Consider the following 21,784-nt stretch of genomic DNA (forward strand, 5'->3'; position numbering starts at 1 on the left):
TCTGCCGCTTCCGACGCCATCCGGAAGCCCCTCTTTACTCTCCCCTGAGGTCTTTACTCTCCCCCTGGGGGAGACCCCAGACTCCATGCCATGGAAGCGCGAGACCTCGAAACCCTCGCCATCGGCGAGTTCGGCCGGCTGGCCGGCCTGTCGATCAAGGCACTGCGGCTGTATGACGTGTCCGGTCTGCTCCGGCCCGACTCGGTCGACCCCGACACCGGCTATCGCCGATATCGGGCCGACCAGCTCGACCGCGCCCGGCGGATCAGCCTGCTGCGCCGGATCGCGATGCCGCTGGCGGAGATCGCCAAAGTGATCGACGCGCCCGACGAGGAGGCCGGGCCCCGTCTCGACCGCTGGTGGGCCGGCCAGGAGGCCGCCATGCAAAACCGGCGGGGGAGCGTGGCCTGGCTCCGCGGGCAGCTCATGCACGGCATTTCGCAACCCGAGCAGACGTACGCGGTGAGCACGCGCGACGTGCCGGCCACCAAGGTCGCGGCCCTGGTGACCGAGGTGTACCAGAGCACGCTGGTCGAGGCGATGCGCACCTGTGAGTGGACGCTCCGCGAGCACCTCACCCAGCAGCGGGCCGCGCTCACCCCCGAGTTCTGGGTGCTTTACCACGGCCCGGTCACACCCGACAGCGACGCGACCATCGAGGTCTGCATCCCGTTCATCGGCGCGGTCGAGCCGGCCGGCGAGATCGTCATCCGGGTCGAGCCTGCCCATCGCGAGTCCTACACCACCGTGGCCCGCGACGACGCCTTCTACCCCCGCATCCTGGGCGCGTACGAGGCCGTCTCCGCCTATGTCGCCCGGCACTCGCTGGTGCCGAGCGGGCCCGACCGCGAGATCTACCTCAACGACTGGGATCAGATCTCCGGCGCCGATCCCTTCGTGCAAGTCGCCCAACCCATCCTGGAGTAAGCCATGGACTACGCCCGGCAGACCCGGTTCTCCGACCCGCGCGCCCACGCGAAGCTGTTCGACCCGCTGCCCGACGACCCTCGCGGCATCGGGGAGGTGATCCGCAACATCGTTGTCCACTACCGCGCATCGGGCATCCCGTTCGAACTCGAACGGCTCGCCGAGATCGACAGTCGCTGGGCCGATCGGCTGCTCGATGCCGACCGGAGCCGGTTCGACACCCCGCTGACCGAGCCACGTGCTCCCGAGCAGCGCATCGTCGGCTGCTGTCGCGATTTCACGCTGCTCACGGTCGCCGCCTTGCGGCACAAGGGTATTCCCGCCCGCAGCCGGGTCGGATTCGCCGATTACCTCGGCCCGGATTGGCACTACGACCATGTCGTCGCCGAGTACTGGGACGGCGCCCGGTGGACCGCGATCGACAGTCAGGTGGATCGCTACGTCGATCTCGCACCCGGCGGGCTGCGGACCGCGGCCCAGGTCTGGTCGGAACACCGGCGGGGCGACCTCGACGTGGAGTCCTTCGGCGTGGATCCGGGTGACCACTTCAATCGCGGTTCCTGGTTCGTCCGCAACTACGTCATCTCCGAGCTCGCCCACCGCCGCGGTGACGAGCTGCTGCTCTGGGACCTTTGGGGAGGCATGTATCTCACCCTGGGCTATGACCTGGAGATGATCGACGAGGTGGCCGACCTTCTCCAGTCCGCCGACGCGGGCGACTCGCGGGCCGAGGAGAAGCTCGCCGGCATCTACGCCGACGATGAGCGCCTTCATCCGGGCGTCCAGGTCGAGTGCCTCAGCCCCTCCAAGCCCTCCCTCAGCGTGTTCACTGTCGACCTCGAGCGCCGTCAGCAGGTTGAGAGCCGGGAGTCGATCAGGCGCCGCTAGCCGGCTATCTGACCAGCAGCCTGACGAGTCGGTCCAGTTCGGCCTCCGGGTCGGTGGCCAGGCCCATGTGCACCGGGCCGGCCCGCAGGATCGTGCTGCGCGGGGCGACCAACCAGCGGAACCGTTCGCCGGGCTTCATCTCGGCCGCGGCTCCGGCGCCGGTGCAGGTCGCCTCCCACGACGCGAGGGCGGCGGCGACCGCGGGGACGTCGACGTCCGGGTCGAGGGCGCGCAGCCGGTCCTCGTCCAGGTGCGTGCGGGCGGCGAGGAAGTCGAGGCGCTGGCTGTACAGCACCACGCCTACGTTGATCAGCTCACCACGTTCGATACGGGGGACAGCCTGAATGATGGCGTACTCATACGGAGTTCTCATGGCAGCCACGCCTCCGGCTGTTCGGCCCGCCGGGACAGGTGGGACCAATAGGCGTCGCGGTCGCCGTCGTCGAGCCACTCGTCCGGCACCAGGTCCAGCACCTCGGACAGCAGGGCCGGCGTCAGACGTTCGGCGAGCGCGGGACCCTCCGTGGCCAGCGCGGTGGCGTACGGCTTGAGGACGTGGTCGTCCCACCGGTAGGCCCGGTGCACCACGCTCTCGGCGCGCGGCCAGTTGTGGTGGAAGTACAGGGTGGCGCCGTGGTCGATCATCCAGAGGGCGTTGTGCCAGATCAGGAGGTTCGGATTGCGCCAGCTGCGGTCGACGTTCTCGACGAAGGCGTCGAAGGCGACGACCCGGGAGGCGAGCGCCGGGTCGACCGGATGCGCGTTGGGGTCGTAGCCGAGCGAGCCGGGCAGGAAGTCCATGCCCAGGTTGGCGCCCGCGCTCGCCTTGATCAGCTCCTGGACCTCTTCGTCCGGCTCGGCCCGCGCGACGATCGGGTCCAGGTGCACCACGGCGAGATCCGGTACCGGCAGCCCTAGGCGTCGCGCGAGCTCGCCCGAGATCACCTCGGCGACCAGTGCTTTCGGGCCCTGCCCGGCGCCGCGGAACTTCACGACATAGGTGCCCAGGTCGTCCGCCTCGACCACGCCGGGCAGCGAGCCGCCCTCACGCAGGGGAGTGACATACCGCAGCGCGGTGACCTCTCGAAGCACGCCGCCCACCCTAGCCGCCGCGGATCACCGCCTCCGGCAGCGGCCCGCCCGACGCAGACCTTGAAGCCCAGGCGTTCGGAGCACGCGGAAAGGCTTCAAGATCTGGCGCGCCGGTGCGAGTGCGGGGGTGGGGGCGGGCCGCGAGGGTGGCTCGCGGCCCGCGCGCGTGGTGGGTCAGGTTGTGGTGGGGCCCTGGCGGCGTAGCTCGTCGACCTTGGTCATGGCCTCGCGCAGGCCGGCCAGCCACTCCTCGGTGTGTTGGCCGACCAGCTTGACGCACCAGGCCAGGGCCTCGGAGCGGGAGCGGGCGACGCCGGCGTCGACGAGGGTGTCGAGGATCTGGCGCTCGGGCTGGCGCAGGCGCGTCATCACGGGGGCGGCCAGGTGGGTGAACAACTCGTTGGTGTCGCCGCAGCGGATGCCCCAGGCGACCTTGCGCTGGTAGCGGTGCTCGATCTGGCGGGCCACCCGGATGCGGTCCTCCCGGGTGTCCTCGCGAAACTGGTTGATCCGGCCGGCCTGGCTCGCGGCCCGGTCGGCGTCGGTGGCGTCGGCGCCGAGGTCCGGCTCCGGCACGCGGGCCCAGATGATGATCTCGTCGCGGTCGACGACGATCTCGGGGCGCTCGGTGAACCACCCATCCGGGATGGCGCCGGTCACCCAGGCGGCGGCGTCATCGGCGGCGGGTGGCTCGGCACGGCCGCCACCGGGTGGTGCGGGACGAAAACGCATTCCAACCTCCCCAAACGAACGTGATTACAGAATTACACCGTTACAGCGTTTGCTGCCATCACGTTCGCTGGGGGCGGAAGCGGGCGCCCGGTCAGTCGTGCTTCGCCATCTGGGCGGCGCGCAGGTCGGCGTGCATCTCCCAGGGGGCCTGCGGCAGCACGTGACCGGTCTCCAGCAGGGACTTCAGGTTGGCCATCACCGCCGGCCAGCCGTGCGAGACGGCGCGGAACGCCTCCTCGTCGGCCAGGTTCTCATGGATCACCGTGAGGCGGACGATGTCCTGGTACGGCTCGATGTCGAAGGTGACCGTCGACGGGCCGGCCGGCGGCACGTCGACGGTCGGGTCCTCGAAGGTGACCACCAGGCGGCGCGGCGGCTCGGCCGACAGCACCTTGCCGCCGACGTCCGAAATGCCGGAGCCGTCGGTGCGCACGTGCTCCCACGTCGACCCCGGCTGCCAGTCCGACACGTTGCTGTGGCCCCAGTACTGGGCGGTCAGGTCGGCGTCGGTGAGGGCCTGCCAGACCTTCTCGGGCGTGCTTTGGATGTACGTCACGTACACAAAATGGGGTTTCTCGGTCATGTCTCGCTCCTCCGCACTCTGCTTGATGGCCGCCAGCGCCCGCAGTCGCGGCTGCTCGAACGGCGCGAGCCAGCGCTGCTGGATGTCGTAGATCGGGACCGGGTTGAGGTAGTGCAACTTCTCCCGGCTGCGACGGACCGTGCTGATCAGGTTGGCCTCTTCGAGGACGGCCAGATGCTGGGTCACCGACTGGCGGGCCATCGCGAGCTCGCCGCAGAGCCGGCCCAGCGTCTGCCCGTCCTCCTTGCGCAGGCTGTCGAGCAGGCGCCGCCGGGACGGATCGGCGAGCGCCTTGAACACCTTGTCCACGTCGCTGACCACGACCCCATTATGCAGGTACGCGCCTGCATAACGTCAAGTAGTGAATGGCGGCCGCGAGCAATACGCCGATGACGTACCAGACCAGGTCGAACGGGTCGAAGGCGCGACCCAGCACGAGACGGGCCACCACACTGTGTGCGGAAAGCGTCGCCGGTATGCCGGTGAGCTGGAAGAGCTCGACCGCCCAGCAGAACCCGACGGAGATCAGCGCGACGATCGCCGGGCGGCCGCGAGGCCAGAGGACCAGCACCCCGCCGTAGAACGCCGACGCGTACAGCGCGGTGCCGGAGACCTGCTCCAGCGCGCCGGTGCTCTCCATCACCGTGCCGGTGAACAGCCGGATCCCGAATGCCAGCGCGAGCGAGCCGACGACCAGCGCGACCCCGAAGATCCGGAGCCGCGCGTCAGAGGACGAACGCATCCGTCCACAGCTGGCGCGAGCGCCCGTCGAGCGCCTCCATCAGGGCCACCGCCTGGTTGTCGGTGAGCCCGGCCACGAAGTCGATCACCGCGCGCCCGCGGGCCAGGCCGAGCCGGTCCGGCGTGCCCTCCGGCAGCTCGACGTCGGCCAGCTCGACCAGGTCGCGCAGCCGCCGGGGCAGACGCTCCGCCTCGTCCGGGTCGGTGAGCCAGGCCAGCAGCGCCTCCACCAGCGAGCCCAGCAGCCGGGCCTGGCCGCGCTGGTGCAGCGCCAGGTCGGGGCGGGCCAGCACGAACCGGTTCTGCACGAACTTGAGGATCTGCACCTCGTGCCACTGCGCGGTGGCCAGCTGCACGTGCCCCGACCGGACCGCGGGCTGCTCGACCAACTCGACCGACTCGACCAGCCGCCGCGTCCAGGTCGCCGAGAACGCGGCGACCTGCGCCTCGGCCTCCAGCGAGCCGTCGAACGGGCGGGCCAGCAGGCCGTCGACCAGCTCGGCCCGGACCAGCTCGACGGCGGCCGCGAACGCCGCGTCGTCGGCCATCCAGCCGTCCTTGCTGTGCAGCTGCCGGCGCAGCGACTCGATCGCCCCGCCGGCCCGGTTCGGATCGGCCTCCGAACCCCAGCGCTGCCAGGCCATCAGCTCGGCGGCGACCGCGCCCTGCTGGAGCACGCCGACCCGGTGCACGTCCTCGAGGTCGTGGATCGCGTACGCGATGTCGTCGGCGGTGTCCATCACCGAGGCCTCGACGGTCTGCTGCCAGTCGGCGACCCGCCCGGCGAACGCCAACCGGGCGGCCAGCATGTCGTCGACCTCGGTGAGGTAGGCGCCGAACTTCGCCGACCCGGCCTCGGGATCGTCCGGCGGCGCCGCGGCCCCGCGGGGCGGCGGGCTCATGTATCGGGCGTCGCCGTGCCGGGTCCACGGATACTTGAGGATCGCCGCCCGCACCGCGTTGGTGAGATTGAGCCCGATCGTGGCCTGCCCCCGGATCTCGGTGCTGGTCACGATCCGGTACGACTGAGCATTGCCCTCGAACCCGTCCGGGATCCGCAGCCGCTGCCGGGCCAGGTGATCGAGGACCCGCTCGCCGAGGTGGCCGAACGGCGGGTGCCCGAGGTCGTGGGCGAGCGCGGCCGCCTCCACCACGTCCGGGTCGCAGCCGCCCAGCTTCTCGGCCAGATCCGAGTCTCGGCCGACCCGCTCGGCGATCGCCCGCGCCACCTGGGCGACCTTGAGACTGTGCGTCATCCGGTTGTGCACGAGCAGGCCGGCACCGCCGGGACTGATCACCTGGGTGACGCCGGCCAGCCGCGCGAAGAACGGGGAGCTGACGATCCGGTCGCGGTCCACCCGGAACGGGCTGGAGGCCAGGTCACCCGGTGCGACCAGGCTCTCCCCGAAGAGTCGCTGGGCACGCGAGTCGTCCATCCCCGCTACGTTACCGGCCCGGCCGGCGTGTCGACCGTCACGCCGAGGTGGGACGGATCGTTGCAGCTCGGCTGGCAACAGGCCGGGTCTTTTCGTCAGACTGGTCTGATGGCGAAGCGAGCACGTACCGGAGCATTGATCGCGCTGGCGCTGGGCGCCGCGGCGGTGTGGGTGGGCAAGGACATCCCCCGGCAGATGGGTGCCAAGGCCAAGGGCGACCGGCTGGCCCGGGTGCTGGCCTCGCCGCAGTTCTCCGGCGGGAAGTTCCGGAACACCGTGCCGGCCACCGAGCTGACCGGGGCGTCGGTGCCCGGGCTTGCGCTCGCCGCCGTACGCGACCGCGAGTCCCGTCATCCCCACCTGCCCATCCCGATCGTGACTCCCGACCCGGGCCAGGACGCCGAGGGCCTGCACGTGACCTGGTACGGGCACTCCTCGGCGCTGGTCGAGATCGAGGGCCGCCGGGTGCTGCTCGACCCGGTGTGGAGCGAGCGGTGCTCGCCCAGCCGGATCTCCGGGCCCAAGCGGCTGCACGAGGCGCCGGTGGCGCTGCGCGACCTGCCCCCGCTCGACGCCGTGCTGATCTCGCACGACCACTACGACCACCTGGACATGGAGACCATCCAGAACCTGGTGGACCTGCAGGCCGCGCCGTTCCTGGTGCCGCTGGGCGTCGGGGCGCACCTCGAGCGGTGGGGCGTGCCCGCCACCCGGATCATCGAGCTCGACTGGAACGAGCGCGCCAAGGTCGCCGGGCTCGAGTTCATCGCCACCGCGGCCCGGCACTTCTCCGGGCGCGGCTTCAGCCGGGACGAGACGCTCTGGGCCAGCTGGGTCGTCAACGGCCCGACGCGCCGGGTCTTCTATTCCGGCGATACCGGGTATTTCCCCGGCTTCGCCGAGATCGGCGAGGAGCATGGGCCGTTCGACGTGACGCTCGTCCAGGTGGGGGCCTACGGGGATGCCTGGCCGGACATCCACATGATCCCCGAGGACGGTGTGGCCACCCATCTGGACGTACGGGGCGGCCTGATGATCCCGGTGCACTGGGCCACCTTCAACCTGGCCCTGCACAAGTGGGCCGAGCCGGCCGACCGGGTGTGGGCCGAGGCCAAGGCGCGGGACGTACGGCTGGCCGTGCCGCGGCCGGGCGAGCGCGTCGACGTGGACAACCCGCCCGCGGTCGACGGCTGGTGGCAGGCGATCGCATAGGACAGTGGGCCGCTAGGCCGGCGGGCTGTGGGTCAGCGGATCGCGAGGCCGGCGGGCCGTGGGTCAGCGGGCCGCGTGGAAGGCGGCCAGGAAGAGCATCGCCATGATCAGCAGCGCGCTGGTCATGAACTGGAGGCTGTGGGACAGCTCGCCACGGCGCCCCGTGCGTTCCGCCCGATGGGTGGTGTTCACGTTGGGCCGGCTCAGCCGGAAGGCGGTGACGATGACCGTCGCCACGGTGAGGATGGCGGCGACGCTGACGGCGGAACTCTCCTGGTACGACATGCCGAAACCCCCTGGTGCCGGATGAAAGGCCAGTGTGCGGGAGCCGATCGGTTCGATCCAGAGGATTTCGGGCCCAACGGGTCATAAACCTCTTAACTCGATATAGACCTTTTGTCGGGAATTTGTCAACGGGGTGATCTCGGTCGTGCTACGCCGGTGGTGACCAGGCCTCGATCGAGGTCTTGAGGTCCTCCACCTCGCGACGACCCGAGTCCAGCAGCTCCACCACATCGCGGTGCAGGCCCTGCATCGCCTCGGTGGCGTCGAGATCGTCCCCGGCCCGGGACCGCATGTCGGCCGCCAGGAAGCGCAGGGTCAGCGTGTCCAGATGGTTCGGGCCGAGCACCCGGCGGTAGTCGTCGACCAGCCGGTCCATCCGGGACAGGGCCTCGGCGTACGCGCCGGTCTCGCCCAGCCAGGCGGTCAGCTCGACCTCGACCTCGAACACCTCGGTGGAGTCCGGCCCGAGCGCTCGGCGGAAGTCGTCGAGCAGCCGGCGCAGCTCGGCGACCGCGGCGGCCGGATCGGCCGGACCGACGATCTCCACCAGGGCGACCCGGGTGTTGAGCGTGTCCCGGTGGTCGGAGCCCAGCGCGCGCTCGTAGTCGGTGACCAGCTTGCGCAGCGCTTCGGCGGCGCCGTCGTGGTCGCCCGACGCGTCCTGCCAGGTGGCCACCGCGTGCCGGGTGGCCAGGGTGTTCGGGTTGTCCGGGCCGAGCACCCGGCGGCGCACGGCGAGCAGGTCGCGGAAGCCCGCCAGCGCCCTCGCCGGGTCGCCGTTCCGCCCGTACGCCCAGAGAAGATTGTTTCGCACGATGAGGGTGTCGGGATGTTCCGCCCCGAGCCGCGCCGCGGCGATCGGCAGCAGACGTTCCCAGTACGTCACGGCGGCGGGCAGCAGGCCCTGGTGCGGCAGGCTGTTGCCGGCGCGGAGCACCACCTGGTGCACACCGCTGCTCCACAGTGCCTCGTCGTCGGTCTGTACCAGCGCCTCGGCGTTGGCCCGCAACAGATCGACCAGCTCAGCGTCCCGTTCGACCTCGGGCCACGCCGCGAGCAGCACGTCGGCCGCCTCGCCAGGATCGTCTCGCATCAATATCTCGAAGTCGCGTTGCCATGACGCGAGATCCTCCGCCCCAGAAGGAAGACTCATAGCCGGATGTGATCACACGACGACGCCGTGTGTCGATACATTGTGGACTTTTGATCATGTGTTTTGCCGGGGGAGGCAGATCTTCACGGCGCCGGGCTCGACCGTGGCGGTGAAATGCTTCGTCTCCTCCCGGGCGCCCCCGTCCAACTCGTACTCCATCTTGGTGGTGAGTTTCACGTCGATCCGCCGGGCGCGGGTGGTGCGGACGAAGGGCGACCGGTCGGACCGGCCGATCGCCATCGTGCCGAGCGCGCGGGCCCACTCCAGGGCGCCCTGAGCGGTGGCCACCCCGATGTCGAGCCAGCCGTCGTCCGGCTTCGCGTCGTCGAACGCCCGGATGCCACCGGTGATCGTGCCGACGTTGCCGATCAGCACGCAGCTGGCCTCGTCGTCGAACCACTTCGCGCCGTCGACCAGGATGCGGGCGCCGGCGACCTCGCCGTCGAGGTGGCGCAGGCCGGTCCACACGTACGCGAGCTTGCCCAGCCGGTCCTTCATCTTCCGGTCGGCGTCGCGGATCATCGCGCCGTCGAACCCGACGCCGGCCATGACGCCGAAATGCTCGCCGTCGAGCTTGCCGAGATCGATCCGATGACGCCGCCCGTGAAACGCGATGTCCAGCGACTCGGCCAGGCTGTGCGGAATGCCCAGGTTGGTGGCCAGCAGGTTGCCGGTGCCGGCCGGGATGATTCCCACCGGCACCTTGGAACCGGCAACGACGTCGAGCGCGCGCTGCACCATCCCGTCGCCGCCCCACACCAGCAGCAGATCGGGCTTTTGCTTGAGGACGGCCGCGACCTTCTTCGGCGCCTTCCGGCTCTTGTCCACCTCGTGCCACAGCAACTGGTCGATGCCGAAGTCGGTGATGCGGCGACGCAGCTCGTCCAGTCCGCCGTCGAGCGTCTTCCGCCGATGGGCGACCACGGCGATCGTTCGGGTAGTGCTCATGTGCTGCGCACTACCCGATATCGGCGGCCGGTAATCAGCTCACGGTCTCGCGCATGCGCTGCTCGGCCGCCGCGCTGCGGATCACCATGAGACGCAGCTCCAACTCGTCGGCGACCAGCGAGGCCAGGTGCTCGAGCGCGCGCAGCTGCCGGGGCGTCGCCTCGCGCGGCCGGTTGTCGATCACGTTGACCGTGCCCAGCCGGTACCCGTCGTGGGTGCGGATCGGGGCCGCCGCGTAGAAGCGCAGGCCGAGCTCGCCGCGGACCAGCGGGTGCTCGAGCGTACGCGGGTCGACCGCGGCATTGTTGATCACGTAAACGTCGTCCTGGGCGATCACCGAAGCGCACAGGCCCGGCTCCTTGCCCACCTCGCGCACCCCGCTCAGCCCCTCGCAGGCGGCCAGCCAGACCCGGTCCTGCTCGACCAGCGACACCGTCGCGATCGGCGTGTCGAAAATCGCCGCCGCGACGAACGCGATCCGGTCGTACGCCTCCTCGGACGGCTGATCCACGAGCCGGTAGCGGCGGACGGCCTCGAGTCGCGCCCGCTCCTCCGGTCCGACGTTGTCGAGGTACTCGTACGCGTTCGACGACACCGGGCTGTTGTTGGTCATGAGAATTGCCCCCTCACACCTGACCGCAGATGGACACGAGAGAGCCTAGAAATCGCCCCGGTGTCCCGCAACGCTCACGTTGGCCGATTTGCTGCTACTCGTCGCGGACGGCGGAAAAGTCGCACATGCGGTGTGGCGGGGCGGCGGCGGATGGTGCGACTACCGGCGCCCGCCGAAGGTCCAGTTGTGCACCTCGATGTCGGCGTAGAGCCCGGTGGCCGCCAGCACCGCCCGCGCGGCCGCCGCGTCGGCGAACTCGCCGATCACCGCCGTACCCACCCACTCGTCACCGTCCTCGGTGAACAGCGGCCCGAACGCGATCAGCCGCTCGGTCTGCGCGCCTTCGAGGAGCTGCTCCGGCCGGCCGGCCGACGACCGGGTGTGCCCGAGGACGAGGAAGCGGTCGGCCTCGAGCTCCCGCCCCGGAAACTCCCACATCGTCCGGCCGAGCAGGTTCGCGAACCGCCGCACGGTCACGTCGGCGTAGACCCCGGCCAGATAGTTCGGCTCCTCGAAGGCGAAGAACCGGGCGGCGGCGGCATCCGGCAGGTCGACGATGTGAACACTCCCGGTGGCCGACGACAGATCGTCGGACAACGTCGGCCCGCGGGCGATCATCCCGTCCGCGAACCGGTCCATGAACCCCCAGTGCTCCTCGACGAGCCGCCACCGAAGCTCCTGGGCGCCGGGCCGGTCTCGGCCGTAAACGAAGTACTCCACACCGGCAGCATGCCGTACGTCAGTGTCCGTCGGTCTCCTCGGCCCAGACCCGCCAGTTGTCGATGACCCCGTACAGCGGCGGCGTCAGCCACCCCGGCGCCGACCGTCGGAAGACTCCCGGGTCCATCTGCCCGGCCCCGTCCGGAAGGGCGCCCATCAGATGCGGGGCGAGCTCGCTGAGGTTGGCCCAGTGCACCAGTTCCGGAGCGGGCGGCCAGGCCCCGATCACCACGCCGGCCGGCACACCCCGGCGGCTGAGCGCCTCCAGCGTCAGGGCGGTGTGGTTGAGCGTGCCCAGCCCTGCCCGGGCTACCACGATCGTCTTGACCCCGAGCGTGACCGCCAGGTCGGCCAGCGTCCACGCCTCGCCCGACGGCCGCACGCCCATCGGCACCAGCAGCCCGCCGGCGCCCTCGACGAGCACCAGGTCGTGCTTGTCGGCCTCGGCCCGGATGGCGTCCACAACGGAGTAGAGCTCCAGCGGCGGCAGTTGGGCGACGGTGGCCGCCGCGAGCGGTGCCATCGGCTCGGGATACTCGGCGAGCACCCGCGTGGTGTCCGGCGCCGCCAGCCGGGTCACGACCTGGATGTCGGTGGGCGCCCCGGTGGCGGTCCCGGTCTGCCCCGGCTTGATCACCGCGACCCGAAGCCCCGACGACTGAGCCGCGGCGGCCACCGCGGCGGTGACAATCGTCTTCCCCACGTCGGTATCGGTTCCGGTGACCAGCACGATCCCGCGCCACTCACCATGGTCGGGCCGCTGCGGCGCGGCCTGTGCCGCGAGCTCGGTCGCGATCTCCTCCCCGAGCGCGTCGGCATCGGGGAGCGCCGCGTCGCGAAGGTCTTCACTCCCGGGCGCGGGCGACACGGGCGCGTCGAGCGGAACGGCTTTCGGCTCATCGGGCTCGTCCGCCGGCCGCGGCGGCTCCACGACCGGCGGCTCCGGCTCGACGGGCGCCAGCGCGGCCGGCAGGTCACCGGCGGGTGCCGGCTCCGGTTCGGTGGGCGCCGGCCCGGCCGGCAGGTGCCCGGCGATTGTCGGCTCCGGGGCGGCGGGCCTGTCCGAGGCGGCGGCGTGCTCTGAGGCGGCGGCGTGGTCCGAGGCGGCGGCCTGGTCTGGGGCGGCGGGCTTGTCCAGGGCAGTGGGCGCAGGGTCGTTGCCGGGCAGATCGAGGTCGGTGGTCTGGGAAGTCACCGTCGCGGTGGCTGAAGGCGCGCTCGACAGCGGGGGCGCGGCGGCGGGTGTCGCGGCGGTGCGTGGTGCCGTGGTGGGTGATGCGGCGGTGGGTGGTGCCGTGGTGGGTGGCGCGGCGGCGGGTGGTGCCGTGGTGAGTGGCGCGGCGGCGGGTGTCGCGGCGGTGGGTGGCGCCGTGGTGGTGGGTGGCGCGGCGATGAGTGGTGCCGTGGCGGGGTGTGGGGCTGGGTCGGGGGCCGCGCGCGGGGCCGGAACAGCCGGGCGCAGATGCACCGGCGAGGTGGGCTGGGCCAGCTCCGGCACCGGGACCGAGGGCGGGACCAGGGCGGGTGCCGGCGGCTGGGCCGGGCGGAAGGTCAACCCGTTCGGGCCGGGGACGAGGACGCCGTTGGCGGCGCTCATCCGGGCCGGGTCGAAGTGGGCAGCGTCGGTGGTGGTCATGGGGCGCACTCCACGATGACGTCGAGGGCGTGGGCGAACGCTTCGTCAGCGACGCCGGCGTTCAGGGTAAGGCGTAGCCGGCTCGAACCGTCGGGTGTGGACGGCGGGCGGAAGCAGCCGACCGCCACCCCGCGGTCGTGGCAGTCGGCGGCCCAGGCGAGCGCGGCCTCGGGGCCGGGCGCGTGCACCGACAGCACCCCGGCGGCGGGCGGGCGCAGCTCGAACCCGGCCCCGGTGAGGCGCTCGACCACCTGCGCACCGCGGGCGGCGAGGACGGCGCGACGGTCGTCGGCCGCCCGCGCCACGCGCACCGCCGCGTGGACGCCGCCGACCACGGCCGGGGGGAGCGCCGTGTCGTAGATGAAGGTGCGCCCGGTGTCGACCAGGTGCTCGATGAACTGCGCCGGACCGGCCACCACGCCGCCGGCGCCGCCCAGCGACTTGGAGAGGGTGGCCGTGACGATCACGTCGTCGAGGCCCGCGAGGCCGGCCGCCATCACGCCGCCGGCGCCGGCCGGGCCGAGGATGCCCAGCGCGTGTGCGTCGTCGACCAGCAGCAGCGCGCCGCGCGCCGAGGTGACGGCGTGCAGCGCGGCGAGCGGCGCCAGGTCGCCGTCGACCGAGAACACCGACTCGGTGACGACCAGCGCGGTGCGGTCCGGATGCGCGTCGAGGATGGCGGCGACCGCGGCGGGGTCGCGGTGCGGGGCGACGATCGTCCGGGTGCCGGAGATCTTGCAGCCGTCGATCAGCGAGGCGTGGTTGTACGCATCGGACACGATCAGGTCGCACACCGCGGTGAGCCCGCGCACCGCGGCCAGGTTGGCCAGGTAGCCCGACGAGAACACCAGGGCGGCCGGCGCGCCGAGCCAGCCGGCCAGCGCGGACTCGAGGGCGGCATGCGCCTCGGTCGAGCCGCGCACCAGGCGCGAACCGGTGGCTCCCAACCCGTACGCGTCAAGGGCTCGAGCGGAACCCTCGATCACCGCGGGGTGGACGCTCAGCCCGAGATAGTCGTTGCCGGCCAGGTCGACGACGAGGCCGGCGGCCGAACGCGGCCGCAACTGACGGGTGAGCCCAGCCTTGGCCCTGCTCACGGCGAGACGCTCCAGCGCATCCAACCAGCTCGTCAAGGCACCTCCAGCGATCACGAGAATGGGAAACTACCACCCACCACCGACAATCCAACGGACCATCCACAGGCCCTGCAAGGCAGAACCGGGCGCCCGTGACCGCAGGGTAGGGTGCGTGCATGCGGGAGATCCTCGAACAGGTGTTGGCAACGGGTGTTGGCCTCGATCAGGCGGGGATCCTGGAGGTGCTCCGCAGCCCCGACGAGGAGCTGCCCGAGCTGCTTCAGCTGGCTCACGACGTACGCATGAAGTGGTGTGGTCCGGAGGTCGAGGTCGAGGGCATCGTCTCGCTGAAGACCGGCGGTTGCCCGGAGGACTGCCATTTCTGCTCGCAGTCCGGCCTGTTCGCCTCGCCCGTGCGCTCGGTCTGGCTGGACATCCCGTCCCTGGTCGAGGCGGCCCGGCAGACCGCCGCCACCGGCGCCACCGAGTTCTGCATCGTCGCCGCCGTGCGCGGGCCCGACCAGCGGCTGATGGATCAGATGCGGGAGGGCGTCAAGGCGATCCGGGAGGCGGTCGACATCCAGGTCGCCGCGAGCCTCGGCATGCTCAGCCAGGTGCAGGTCGACGAGCTGGTCGAGATGGGCGTGCACCGGTACAACCACAACCTCGAGACCTGCCGCTCCTTCTTCCCGAACGTGGTCACCACGCACACCTGGGAGGAGCGCTGGGACACGCTCAGGATGGTGCGCGACTCGGGCATGGAGGTCTGCTGCGGCGGTATCCTCGGGCTCGGCGAGTCGATCGAGCAGCGGGCCGAGTTCGCGGCGCAGCTGGCCGAGCTCGACCCGCACGAGGTGCCGATGAACTTCCTCAACCCGCGCCCGGGCACGCCGCTCGGCGATCAGCCGGTCGTCGAGGGGAAGGACGCGCTGCGCGCGATCGCCGCGTTCCGCCTGGCCATGCCCAAGACCATTCTTCGGTACGCCGGGGGCCGGGAGATCACGCTCGGCGATCTGGGCACGCGCGACGGCCTGCTCGGCGGGATCAACGCGGTGATCGTCGGGAACTACCTGACGACGCTGGGCCGGCCGGCCACCGACGATCTGGCGCTGCTGGCCGACCTGAAGATGCCGGTCAAGGCGCTGTCGGCGACGCTCTGATGTACTGCGATCGATGCGGCTCGATCCGAGCCGATGGTGATCATGAGGCGTGCGAGGCGGCCCGAAAGCTCGAGCCGCCTCGCTACTGCACGGAGTGCCGCCGCCGGATGAAGGTGCAGGTCTTGCCGACCGGTTGGGCGGCCACCTGCGTGGAACACGGCACGATCACCGCTTGAGCGACTCCGCCGGGGTGTCGATCCGGCCGGACACCGGCAGCGTGACGCTGACCAGCGAGCCGTCCCGCTCGGCCGGGCCGGCGCCCAGCCGGCGCAGGGTGCGCAGCATCGCCACGTTGTCGGCGGCGGTGTGCGCCACCAGCGCCGCGAAACGGCCCTTCTCGGCCCACGCCTGCAGGCGGCGGACCAGCGCGGTGCCGATGCCGCGTCGCTGCCAGTCGTCCTCGATGAGCACCGCGATCTCGCCGAGGTCGCCCTCGGCGAACAGGCTGGCCATCGCCACCACCTTGCCGTCGGCGGCGACCGCGAGCAGGGTACGCCCACCGGCCGGGTCGAGCAGCCGGCGCAGCTTGGCCTTGCTCGGCGCGCTGCCGCCCAGGTAGCGGCTCTGCAGCGAGGCCGTCGAGGCCCGTCGGTGCAGGCCGGCCACGCTCTCCGCGTCGTCCGGCGTGGCGGTGCGGACGGTCAGCTCGTTGCCGTCGGTCAGCAGCAACGTCGTCTGCTCCTGCTGTTGCCGCACGGTCGCGCCGGCCAGCTCGGTCAGGGCACGGGCCCGCGCGTACTCGGCCGGGGTGAACGACGGGCGGGCCCGCAGCACCTCGTAGTAGCCGCCGGCCGGGTCGGCCAGGGCCATCCGGTCGTCGGTGTAGCCCGGGCGGCCCGGCAGCGGCTCCGGCCGCCAGCGCACCTCGGCCGCGTCGAGCAGCACGACCAGCGCCTCCCCCAGCGTGTCGGGGTCGCGGACCAGCCGCCCGGCCAGGGCGAGTGCCCGGGTCGGCTGGTCGGCGAGGCCCTCGGCCTCGGCCCGGCACACGAAGGCGTCCCGGCCCCGGCCGCGGCCGATCGCCGCGAGCAGGTCGGCCTCGGTGAGCGCGTCCGGCGCGTCCACCAGGAAGTCGTCCACCGCGCCGGCCTCGGTGGTGTGCACCTGGACGGCGAGGATGTTGACCGCCTTCAGCGCGAGGCTCGCGGTCAGTACGGAGAGGTAGCCCGGCCGGTCGTCCACCGTCGCCCGGATCCGCCACAGCGCCATCTACAGCACCCCTTTCGGCGAGTCACGTTCAGCTTTACCGACGTCAATACTGCCTGGGGGGTGTTAAGCCGACATTGCCTGAGCTGCGGTCTTGCGGGAGAGTCGGATCACATGATGGCGGGCTCGGTGGCCGCGTCGAGCCGGTCGCCGAGGATCACCGCCGCCGCCCGGACCAACTGCGCGACCCGGTCCACCTCGGTCACGTGGAAGGCGGCCGCGGGCAGTTCGTCGTCGTCCGCGCGGGCCACCACGAGCACCAGCCCGGCGCGGCCGAACGGGGCGACCGCGTAGCGCGTGCCCTCGGGGCCGGTGAGCGGGCGGGCCCGTAGCGGGGTGATCTCCGGGAGCTGCAGCGGGCCCGGGGCGCGCCAGCTGGCGTACACCACGGCCGGCTCGGTGCCGCCGGGCAGCGTGCGGGGCGCCGAGGAGCGGGACGCCCAGTCGGCCGGTACCACCGCGGCCGCCGCCCAGTCGGCGGCGAGCAGGCCGGGGACCGCGTCGACGAGCGTGGCGAGGCCGTCCGCCGGGTTCGCCGCGACCTGGGCCAGCAACTCGGCGTCGTGCCCGCCGTTGACCGGCGCGCCGATCGCCTTCCAGACGCCGTCGACCTGCACGCCCGGGATGGCGGCGAGGCCGGCGAGGAGCCGTTCCACGCGGGAGGCGCCGGGCCAGACCACGGTGAAGTCGTCGACGGCCCGGCCGCTGAGCCGTTCCAGCACGACGACCTGCACAATGTCGGCGCCGGCCACGCCGAGCGTGCGCGCCACCTGTCCGAGGGCACCCGGGCGATCGGGCAGGGTGACGCGAACCCGCAGCAACATTCGTCTCCTCCTGATTCAGCGACCGTGGTGTCAACCCTGCCAAGGTGGCGTTTCGCCCTGGTTGCGCGGTCGTGTCCCGCGCGTCAAGGCACGGCGATGTGCCCCGTGTCACAGCAGCGTAATGGCCGGATCCGTGGGTTGGCGAGGGGGCGCAGGGCGGACCAGTAAGGTCGAGGGGTGATCTGCCGGGCCTGCCGGGAGCGCCGCCACGAACAGTGCCGTGGCGGCTCGTGGTGCGACTGCCAGCACAGACCGCCGACGCCGACCCCGCCGGTGACCGGCCCGCCGGGTCCGTGAGCGCGTACCGGGAGTGGCCGACCGGCCCGGAGGGCCTGGTTCGGCTCTATCCGCGCAACCCGGCGCCGACGCTGCGGGTGAACTTCATCGCGAGCCTGGACGGTGCGGTGACGGTCGACGGGCTCTCCGGCGGCCTGCACGGGCCGGGCGACAAGGAGATCTTCGACTCGCTGCGCATGGTGTGCGACGCGCTGATCGTGGGCGCCGGCACCATAAAGGCGGAAAAATATGACGCGCTCCGGCTCACCGAGGCGGCGCGGGCCTGGCGACTGAGTCATGATCTGCCCGAGTTTCCGCTCATGGTGATCGTTTCCCGGTCGCTCGACCTGGATCTCGAGCAGCTGATCTTCAGCGACGCCCCGATCCGCCCGATCGTGCTCACCCACCGGCAAGCCCGGGCCGAGCGGGTGGCTCACGTCGCCGACGTGATCGCGGTCGGCGACGGCGAGGTCGACCTGGCGGCCGGCATCGCGGCGCTGCACGAACGCGGCGCCACCCAGCTGCTCTGTGAGGGCGGGCCGGCCCTGCTCGGCTCGCTGATCGCCCGGGACCTGGTCGGTGAGCTGTGCCTGACCGTCTCGCCGATGCTGGTCGGCGGCGGCCCCGGCCGCATCGCGGCCGGGGCCCCCGGTCTCGTCCGGCAGATGTCGCTGCGGCACATCCTCTCGCTGGAGGACATGCTTTTCCTGCGGTACGCCCGTCAGGGCAACTGACGGTACGCCCGTCAGGGCAACTGACGGTACGCCCGTCAGGGCAACTGACGGTACGTCCGTCAGGGCAACTGACCGGCCCGGTCGACGATCGCGATCCGCTTCTGCGCGGTCAGGCCGATCACGGCGCCCTTCGGGAACGGGTCGTTGCCCGGACCGACCACCACGTCGCGCTCGCCGAGGAAGCGGTAGGTCGACGCGTCGAAGATGATGTCGTGCCGGACGCCGGCGTCGACCCGGGAGACCGCGATGCCCTTGCGCCCGGCCAGGTCGGCCTGGTTGACCACCGAGGTGCCCGGGATGGTGGCGGCCGCCTCGAACAGGGCAGCCACCGAGGCCGGCGGGACGTACTGCTCGCGCAGAGTGTCGCCGACCCTGGTCCAGGCCACCGTGTCCTTGGTGCGCTTGGTGTTGTCCGGCGCGTACAGGTAGGCGTGCATGCCCGCGGCGGTGGTGGGCAGGTTCCGCAGGTACGCGGGGATGGGTTTGCCCTGCACCGGGAGCGCCTCGTTCCCGAGGATCAGATGGTTGCCGGCGTCGGCCGGATGGACGGCGCTCTCCCGCAGCAGTCCGTCCCGGGTGCCGTCGACCGACAGCCAGATGCTGCGGTTCTTCTCGATCGGCGGGAGGTATTTCCCGTCGCCGGTGGCGCCGGCCCACGCGACCACCGACTCGATGTAGACGAACTGGTCGGCTCGGGCGGTGCGGACGGGCTCGGTGCGCGCCTCGGCGGCGGCCAGGCGCAGCACGTGGGCCGGATCGGTGGCGGGGGCCGGGCCGGTGTCCTTCGCCGGGGTGGCGCCGGGCGCCGGGGCCGCGCCCGTCGAAGGGGCGGGCGCCGGGGCATCGGGCCGGGACGCCACGACGACGAGTGCGACGGCGGCGGCCAGGGCGGCGGCGGGGGCCAGACGCCACGCCCAGCGTCCGCGGCGCCGTGGAGCGGGGTCGCGGAACATCCGGGCGCGGGCCCGGGCGAGCGTGGTGGGGTCGGCGGCGGGCAGGTCGGCGCGGAACCGCTCGACCAGATCCAGGTCATTCATCGATCGTTCCTTCGAGTGCGGGGAGGGCTTCACGGATGCGTTTGCGGGCGCTGTGCAGGCGGGAGCGGACGGTGCCGATCGGGATGTCCAGCGCCCGTGCCGCCTCGGGGTAGCTGAGCTGGGCCTGGGCGATCAGGGTCAGCACGTCGCGCTCGCCGGCCGGTAGCTTGGCGAGCACGCCGGCCAGCGCTCGGACGTCGTCGGCCGCGGTCACCCGGGCGTCGGCGTCCTCGGACTGGTCGTAGACCGGGTCGATCCCGGTGCGGGCCAGCGCCCGGTACTGGCGGATCTCGGCGCGCTGGTGGCCGCGCAGAAGATTGGCGGCGATGCCGTACAACCACGGCCGGGAGTCGTCGTGCGACATGTCGTACTTATGCCGATTACGGAACGCGATCAGGAACGTCTCCGCGGTCAGGTCGTCGGCGAGCAGGCGGCCGACCCGGCGGGCCAGATAGCGGTGGATGGTGGCGGCGTGCCGGTCGAAGATTTGCCCGAAGGCCTCCGAGTCGGCCACCGACAGCCGGATCAGGTCGTGGTCGCCCAGAACCTCCACGGTGGGTGGACTCATGCACGGTCCTCTTTTCAGCGAGTCGTCACCCGGTCATTGGCCGATCGGCCGCAGTCGGTTCGATGCTGGGGCGCGCCTCCACAACCAAACCAAGATCTTGTGGATAAATCTGTGGATGGCCACCAGAAGTTGTGGACAACCAGTGCCAACCCCCGCCACCTGCTCGTTTTGTCGTACCTCTGAGGCAACATGATCCGCGTGTCTGACGAAACTTCCCCCGTCGGGCGTGTGCTGGGCACTGCCGACGCCACGCCGCTGCAGTTCTGGACGGCCGTGACCCCGGGCAGCTACCTGCAGCTCGACGACGTCGTGGTGACCCGGCGCGAGCTGCCCGACCGCGAGCCGGTGACGATCGCCGGCGTGGTCACCCAGGTCCGCGCCCGGCACGAGGGCGCGCAGTTCGACTCCGACGTCTTCGCCATCGCCGACGGCACGCTGCCGGCCCTGGTGCAGGAGGCGGCCGAGATCACCACCACCCGGGTCGACCCCGAGCTGTACGTTCCGCCCGCGCCGGGCGCGGTGGTGCACCGGGCCGAGGGCGGCGCGCGCGACGCGGCGCTGCATTTCGACCGGATGGAGCGGCGCATCCCGATGGGCACCGGGCGGGACGGCGTCCCGGTCTTCCTCAACGCCGACTTCCTCGACGGCACCCGGGGCGCGCACGTCTCGATCTCCGGCATCTCCGGCGTGGCGACCAAGACCAGCTTCGCGACGTTCCTGCTCTACTCGGTCTTCCGCTCCGGCCAGCTGGGCGCCGACGGCGCCAACGCGCGCGCCCTGATCTTCAACGTCAAGGGCGAGGACCTGCTGTTCCTCGACCATGCGAACACCAAGCTCGACGAGCCCACCACGGCCGCATACAAGCTGCTGGAGCTGCCCGCCACCCCCTTCGCCGACGTACGGGTCTACGCGCCGCCCCGGGCCGGCGACTCGTCCGGTGCGCCCGACGTGAGCAGCCGGCTCACCGGGGTGGACGCGTTCTACTGGACGCTCGAGGAGTTCTGCACCGGCAAGCTCCTGCCGTACGTGTTCGCCGACGCCGACGACGAGCGCCAGCAATACACGATGGTGGTGCACTCGGTGACCGCGCACCTGAACCGGTACGCGGTGCCGGCCGAGGGCGGGATCAGCATCGACGGCCGGCGCATCTCCTCCTACGGTGACCTGGTCGACCACATCGTCGAGCAGCTCACCGACGACGACACCCGGTCCACCTGGGCGGGCAGCGCGGTCAACATGGGCACGGTCAACGCGTTCGCCCGCCGGCTGATCGGCAGCAAGCGCGACCTGGCCCGGCTGATCCGCGGCGACCTGGCCCAGCGCCGCCCGCACCAGATCAAGACCGCCGAGTCGGCCCAGGTCACCGTCGTCGACCTGCACAACCTGCCCGATCGCGCGCAGCGGTTCGTGGTCGGCGTGACGCTCAAGACCGAGTTCGAGGAGAAGGAAAAAGCCGGCACCGGCCGCCCGTTGCTGTTCGTGGTGCTCGACGAGCTCAACAAGTACGCCCCGCGCGAGGGCACCTCCCCGATCAAGGAGGTGTTGCTCGACATCGCCGAGCGCGGCCGCTCGCTGGGCGTGATCCTGATCGGCGCCCAGCAGACCGCGAGCGAGGTCGAGCGCCGCATCGTGACCAACTCGGCGATCCGGGTGGTCGGCCGGCTCGACCCGGCCGAGGCGGCGAGACCCGAATACGGTTTCCTCCCACCGGCCATGCGGCAGCGCGCCCTGCTGGCCCGCCCCGGCACGATGTTCGTCAACCAGCCCGACATCCCGGTTCCGCTCTGCGTCGAGTTCCCGTTCCCGGCCTGGGCCACCCGCAAGTCCGAGTCCGGGCCACCGCCGGCCGCCTCGATGCGCTCGATCGTCCAGGGCGCCGATCCGTTCGCGGTGGTCGGCCGCCCCGGCGCCGACGACGACATCCCGTTCTAAGGTTC

The 21,784-nt window shown here is 71.7% G+C and carries 23 protein-coding genes and 1 pseudogene; 7 read left to right on the forward strand and 17 right to left on the reverse strand.

Annotated elements, in window-relative coordinates; all coding sequences use genetic code 11:
- Positions 1-90: 90 nt before the first annotated feature.
- Together ODJ79_RS19230 and ODJ79_RS19235 are read left to right on the forward strand one after the other, a co-directional pair.
- A complete protein-coding gene (locus ODJ79_RS19230; RefSeq protein ID WP_263024869.1) occupies positions 91-927 on the forward strand; it encodes a MerR family transcriptional regulator in 837 nt (278 codons plus the stop codon).
- Positions 928-930: 3 nt separating this feature from the next.
- Positions 931-1,815: a transglutaminase domain-containing protein gene (locus tag ODJ79_RS19235; RefSeq protein ID WP_263024870.1), complete on the forward strand. Its 885-nt coding sequence runs from the start codon at positions 931-933 to the stop codon at positions 1,813-1,815.
- A 4-nt stretch (positions 1,816-1,819) separates the two neighbouring features.
- Here ODJ79_RS19235 and ODJ79_RS19240 read toward each other — a convergent pair whose 3' ends face one another.
- The 6 genes from ODJ79_RS19240 to ODJ79_RS19265 all read right to left on the reverse strand — a co-directional run bounded on the left by ODJ79_RS19240 (position 1,820) and on the right by ODJ79_RS19265 (position 6,399).
- On the reverse strand, positions 1,820-2,188 hold the full coding sequence (locus ODJ79_RS19240; RefSeq protein WP_263024871.1) for a DUF3037 domain-containing protein: 369 nt from the start codon (positions 2,186-2,188) through the stop codon (positions 1,820-1,822).
- The gene (locus ODJ79_RS19245) at positions 2,185-2,907 is read right to left on the reverse strand and encodes a HipA family kinase (protein ID WP_263024872.1); all 723 of its coding nucleotides are present in this window, start codon (positions 2,905-2,907) and stop codon (positions 2,185-2,187) included. Before ODJ79_RS19245 ends, ODJ79_RS19240 begins: the two co-directional genes overlap by 4 nt.
- Positions 2,908-3,081: 174 nt before the next feature.
- Entirely contained in the window at positions 3,082-3,639 is a 558-nt protein-coding gene (locus ODJ79_RS19250) for a hypothetical protein (protein ID WP_263024873.1), read from the reverse strand.
- Positions 3,640-3,730: 91 nt separating this feature from the next.
- The gene (locus ODJ79_RS19255; RefSeq protein ID WP_263024874.1) at positions 3,731-4,543 is read right to left on the reverse strand and encodes an ArsR/SmtB family transcription factor; all 813 of its coding nucleotides are present in this window, start codon (positions 4,541-4,543) and stop codon (positions 3,731-3,733) included.
- A 7-nt stretch (positions 4,544-4,550) separates the two neighbouring features.
- Entirely contained in the window at positions 4,551-4,964 is a 414-nt protein-coding gene (locus ODJ79_RS19260; RefSeq protein ID WP_263024875.1) for a DUF2809 domain-containing protein, read from the reverse strand.
- Positions 4,948-6,399 carry a deoxyguanosinetriphosphate triphosphohydrolase family protein gene (locus ODJ79_RS19265; protein WP_263024876.1) on the reverse strand — a complete coding sequence of 484 codons (1,452 nt, stop codon included), beginning with the start codon at positions 6,397-6,399 and terminating at the stop codon, positions 4,948-4,950. The genes ODJ79_RS19260 and ODJ79_RS19265 overlap by 17 nt, the downstream gene beginning before the upstream one ends.
- Positions 6,400-6,507: 108 nt before the next feature.
- Here ODJ79_RS19265 and ODJ79_RS19270 point away from each other — a divergent pair, with 108 nt between their 5' ends.
- A complete protein-coding gene (locus ODJ79_RS19270) occupies positions 6,508-7,611 on the forward strand; it encodes an MBL fold metallo-hydrolase (protein ID WP_263024877.1) in 1,104 nt (367 codons plus the stop codon).
- 63 nt (positions 7,612-7,674) lie between these two features.
- On the opposite strand, the gene ODJ79_RS19275 is transcribed toward ODJ79_RS19270, so the two are convergent.
- The 7 genes from ODJ79_RS19275 to ODJ79_RS19305 all read right to left on the reverse strand — a co-directional run bounded on the left by ODJ79_RS19275 (position 7,675) and on the right by ODJ79_RS19305 (position 14,099).
- On the reverse strand, positions 7,675-7,896 hold the full coding sequence (locus ODJ79_RS19275) for a hypothetical protein (RefSeq protein WP_263024878.1): 222 nt from the start codon (positions 7,894-7,896) through the stop codon (positions 7,675-7,677).
- A 148-nt stretch (positions 7,897-8,044) separates the two neighbouring features.
- Positions 8,045-8,989, reverse strand: a complete 945-nt coding sequence (locus ODJ79_RS19280) for a tetratricopeptide repeat protein (RefSeq protein WP_263024879.1) — start codon at positions 8,987-8,989, stop codon at positions 8,045-8,047.
- Positions 8,990-9,103: 114 nt separating this feature from the next.
- Positions 9,104-9,997, reverse strand: coding sequence for a diacylglycerol/lipid kinase family protein (locus ODJ79_RS19285; protein WP_263024880.1), 894 nt, complete (start codon positions 9,995-9,997; stop codon positions 9,104-9,106).
- Positions 9,998-10,031: 34 nt separating this feature from the next.
- Entirely contained in the window at positions 10,032-10,610 is a 579-nt protein-coding gene (locus ODJ79_RS19290; protein WP_263024881.1) for a GAF domain-containing protein, read from the reverse strand.
- A 159-nt stretch (positions 10,611-10,769) separates the two neighbouring features.
- On the reverse strand, positions 10,770-11,330 hold the full coding sequence (locus ODJ79_RS19295; protein ID WP_263024882.1) for a YciI family protein: 561 nt from the start codon (positions 11,328-11,330) through the stop codon (positions 10,770-10,772).
- A gap of 19 nt (positions 11,331-11,349) precedes the next feature.
- Positions 11,350-12,126, reverse strand: a complete 777-nt coding sequence (gene bioD, locus ODJ79_RS19300) for a dethiobiotin synthase (RefSeq protein ID WP_263024997.1) — start codon at positions 12,124-12,126, stop codon at positions 11,350-11,352.
- 836 nt (positions 12,127-12,962) lie between these two features.
- Positions 12,963-14,099, reverse strand: coding sequence for an 8-amino-7-oxononanoate synthase (locus ODJ79_RS19305; protein WP_263024883.1), 1,137 nt, complete (start codon positions 14,097-14,099; stop codon positions 12,963-12,965).
- Between the two features lie 119 nt (positions 14,100-14,218).
- Between ODJ79_RS19305 and bioB the strand changes: the two genes are divergently transcribed.
- Together bioB and ODJ79_RS47190 are read left to right on the forward strand one after the other, a co-directional pair.
- Positions 14,219-15,202, forward strand: coding sequence for a biotin synthase BioB (gene bioB, locus ODJ79_RS19310; protein WP_263024884.1), 984 nt, complete (start codon positions 14,219-14,221; stop codon positions 15,200-15,202).
- Positions 15,115-15,378: pseudogene (locus ODJ79_RS47190) on the forward strand (hypothetical protein); the annotation flags it as partial. The gene bioB and the pseudogene ODJ79_RS47190, both read left to right, overlap by 88 nt.
- On the opposite strand, the gene ODJ79_RS19315 reads toward ODJ79_RS47190, so the two are convergent.
- Both ODJ79_RS19315 and ODJ79_RS19320 read right to left on the reverse strand, forming a co-directional pair.
- A complete protein-coding gene (locus ODJ79_RS19315; RefSeq protein WP_263024885.1) occupies positions 15,368-16,411 on the reverse strand; it encodes a GNAT family N-acetyltransferase in 1,044 nt (347 codons plus the stop codon). The pseudogene ODJ79_RS47190 and the gene ODJ79_RS19315 sit on opposite strands and share 11 nt — an antisense overlap.
- Before the next feature lie 107 nt (positions 16,412-16,518).
- Positions 16,519-17,232, reverse strand: coding sequence for an amino acid-binding protein (locus ODJ79_RS19320; RefSeq protein WP_263024886.1), 714 nt, complete (start codon positions 17,230-17,232; stop codon positions 16,519-16,521).
- 293 nt (positions 17,233-17,525) lie between these two features.
- Between ODJ79_RS19320 and ODJ79_RS19325 the strand changes: the two genes are divergently transcribed.
- On the forward strand, positions 17,526-18,242 hold the full coding sequence (locus ODJ79_RS19325; RefSeq protein WP_411267352.1) for a pyrimidine reductase family protein: 717 nt from the start codon (positions 17,526-17,528) through the stop codon (positions 18,240-18,242).
- Positions 18,243-18,301: 59 nt separating this feature from the next.
- On the opposite strand, the gene ODJ79_RS19330 is transcribed toward ODJ79_RS19325, so the two are convergent.
- A complete protein-coding gene (locus ODJ79_RS19330) occupies positions 18,302-19,279 on the reverse strand; it encodes a CU044_5270 family protein (protein ID WP_263024888.1) in 978 nt (325 codons plus the stop codon).
- Positions 19,272-19,847, reverse strand: coding sequence for an RNA polymerase sigma factor (locus tag ODJ79_RS19335; RefSeq protein WP_263024889.1), 576 nt, complete (start codon positions 19,845-19,847; stop codon positions 19,272-19,274). The genes ODJ79_RS19330 and ODJ79_RS19335 overlap by 8 nt, the downstream gene beginning before the upstream one ends.
- A gap of 189 nt (positions 19,848-20,036) precedes the next feature.
- Here ODJ79_RS19335 and ODJ79_RS19340 point away from each other — a divergent pair, with 189 nt between their 5' ends.
- A complete protein-coding gene (locus ODJ79_RS19340; protein ID WP_263024890.1) occupies positions 20,037-21,779 on the forward strand; it encodes an ATP-binding protein in 1,743 nt (580 codons plus the stop codon).
- The last annotated feature ends 5 nt before the right edge of the window (positions 21,780-21,784 follow it).

It is taken from the genome of Actinoplanes sp. KI2 (assembly GCF_025630775.1).
In the GTDB taxonomy this organism is placed as follows: domain Bacteria; phylum Actinomycetota; class Actinomycetes; order Mycobacteriales; family Micromonosporaceae; genus Actinoplanes.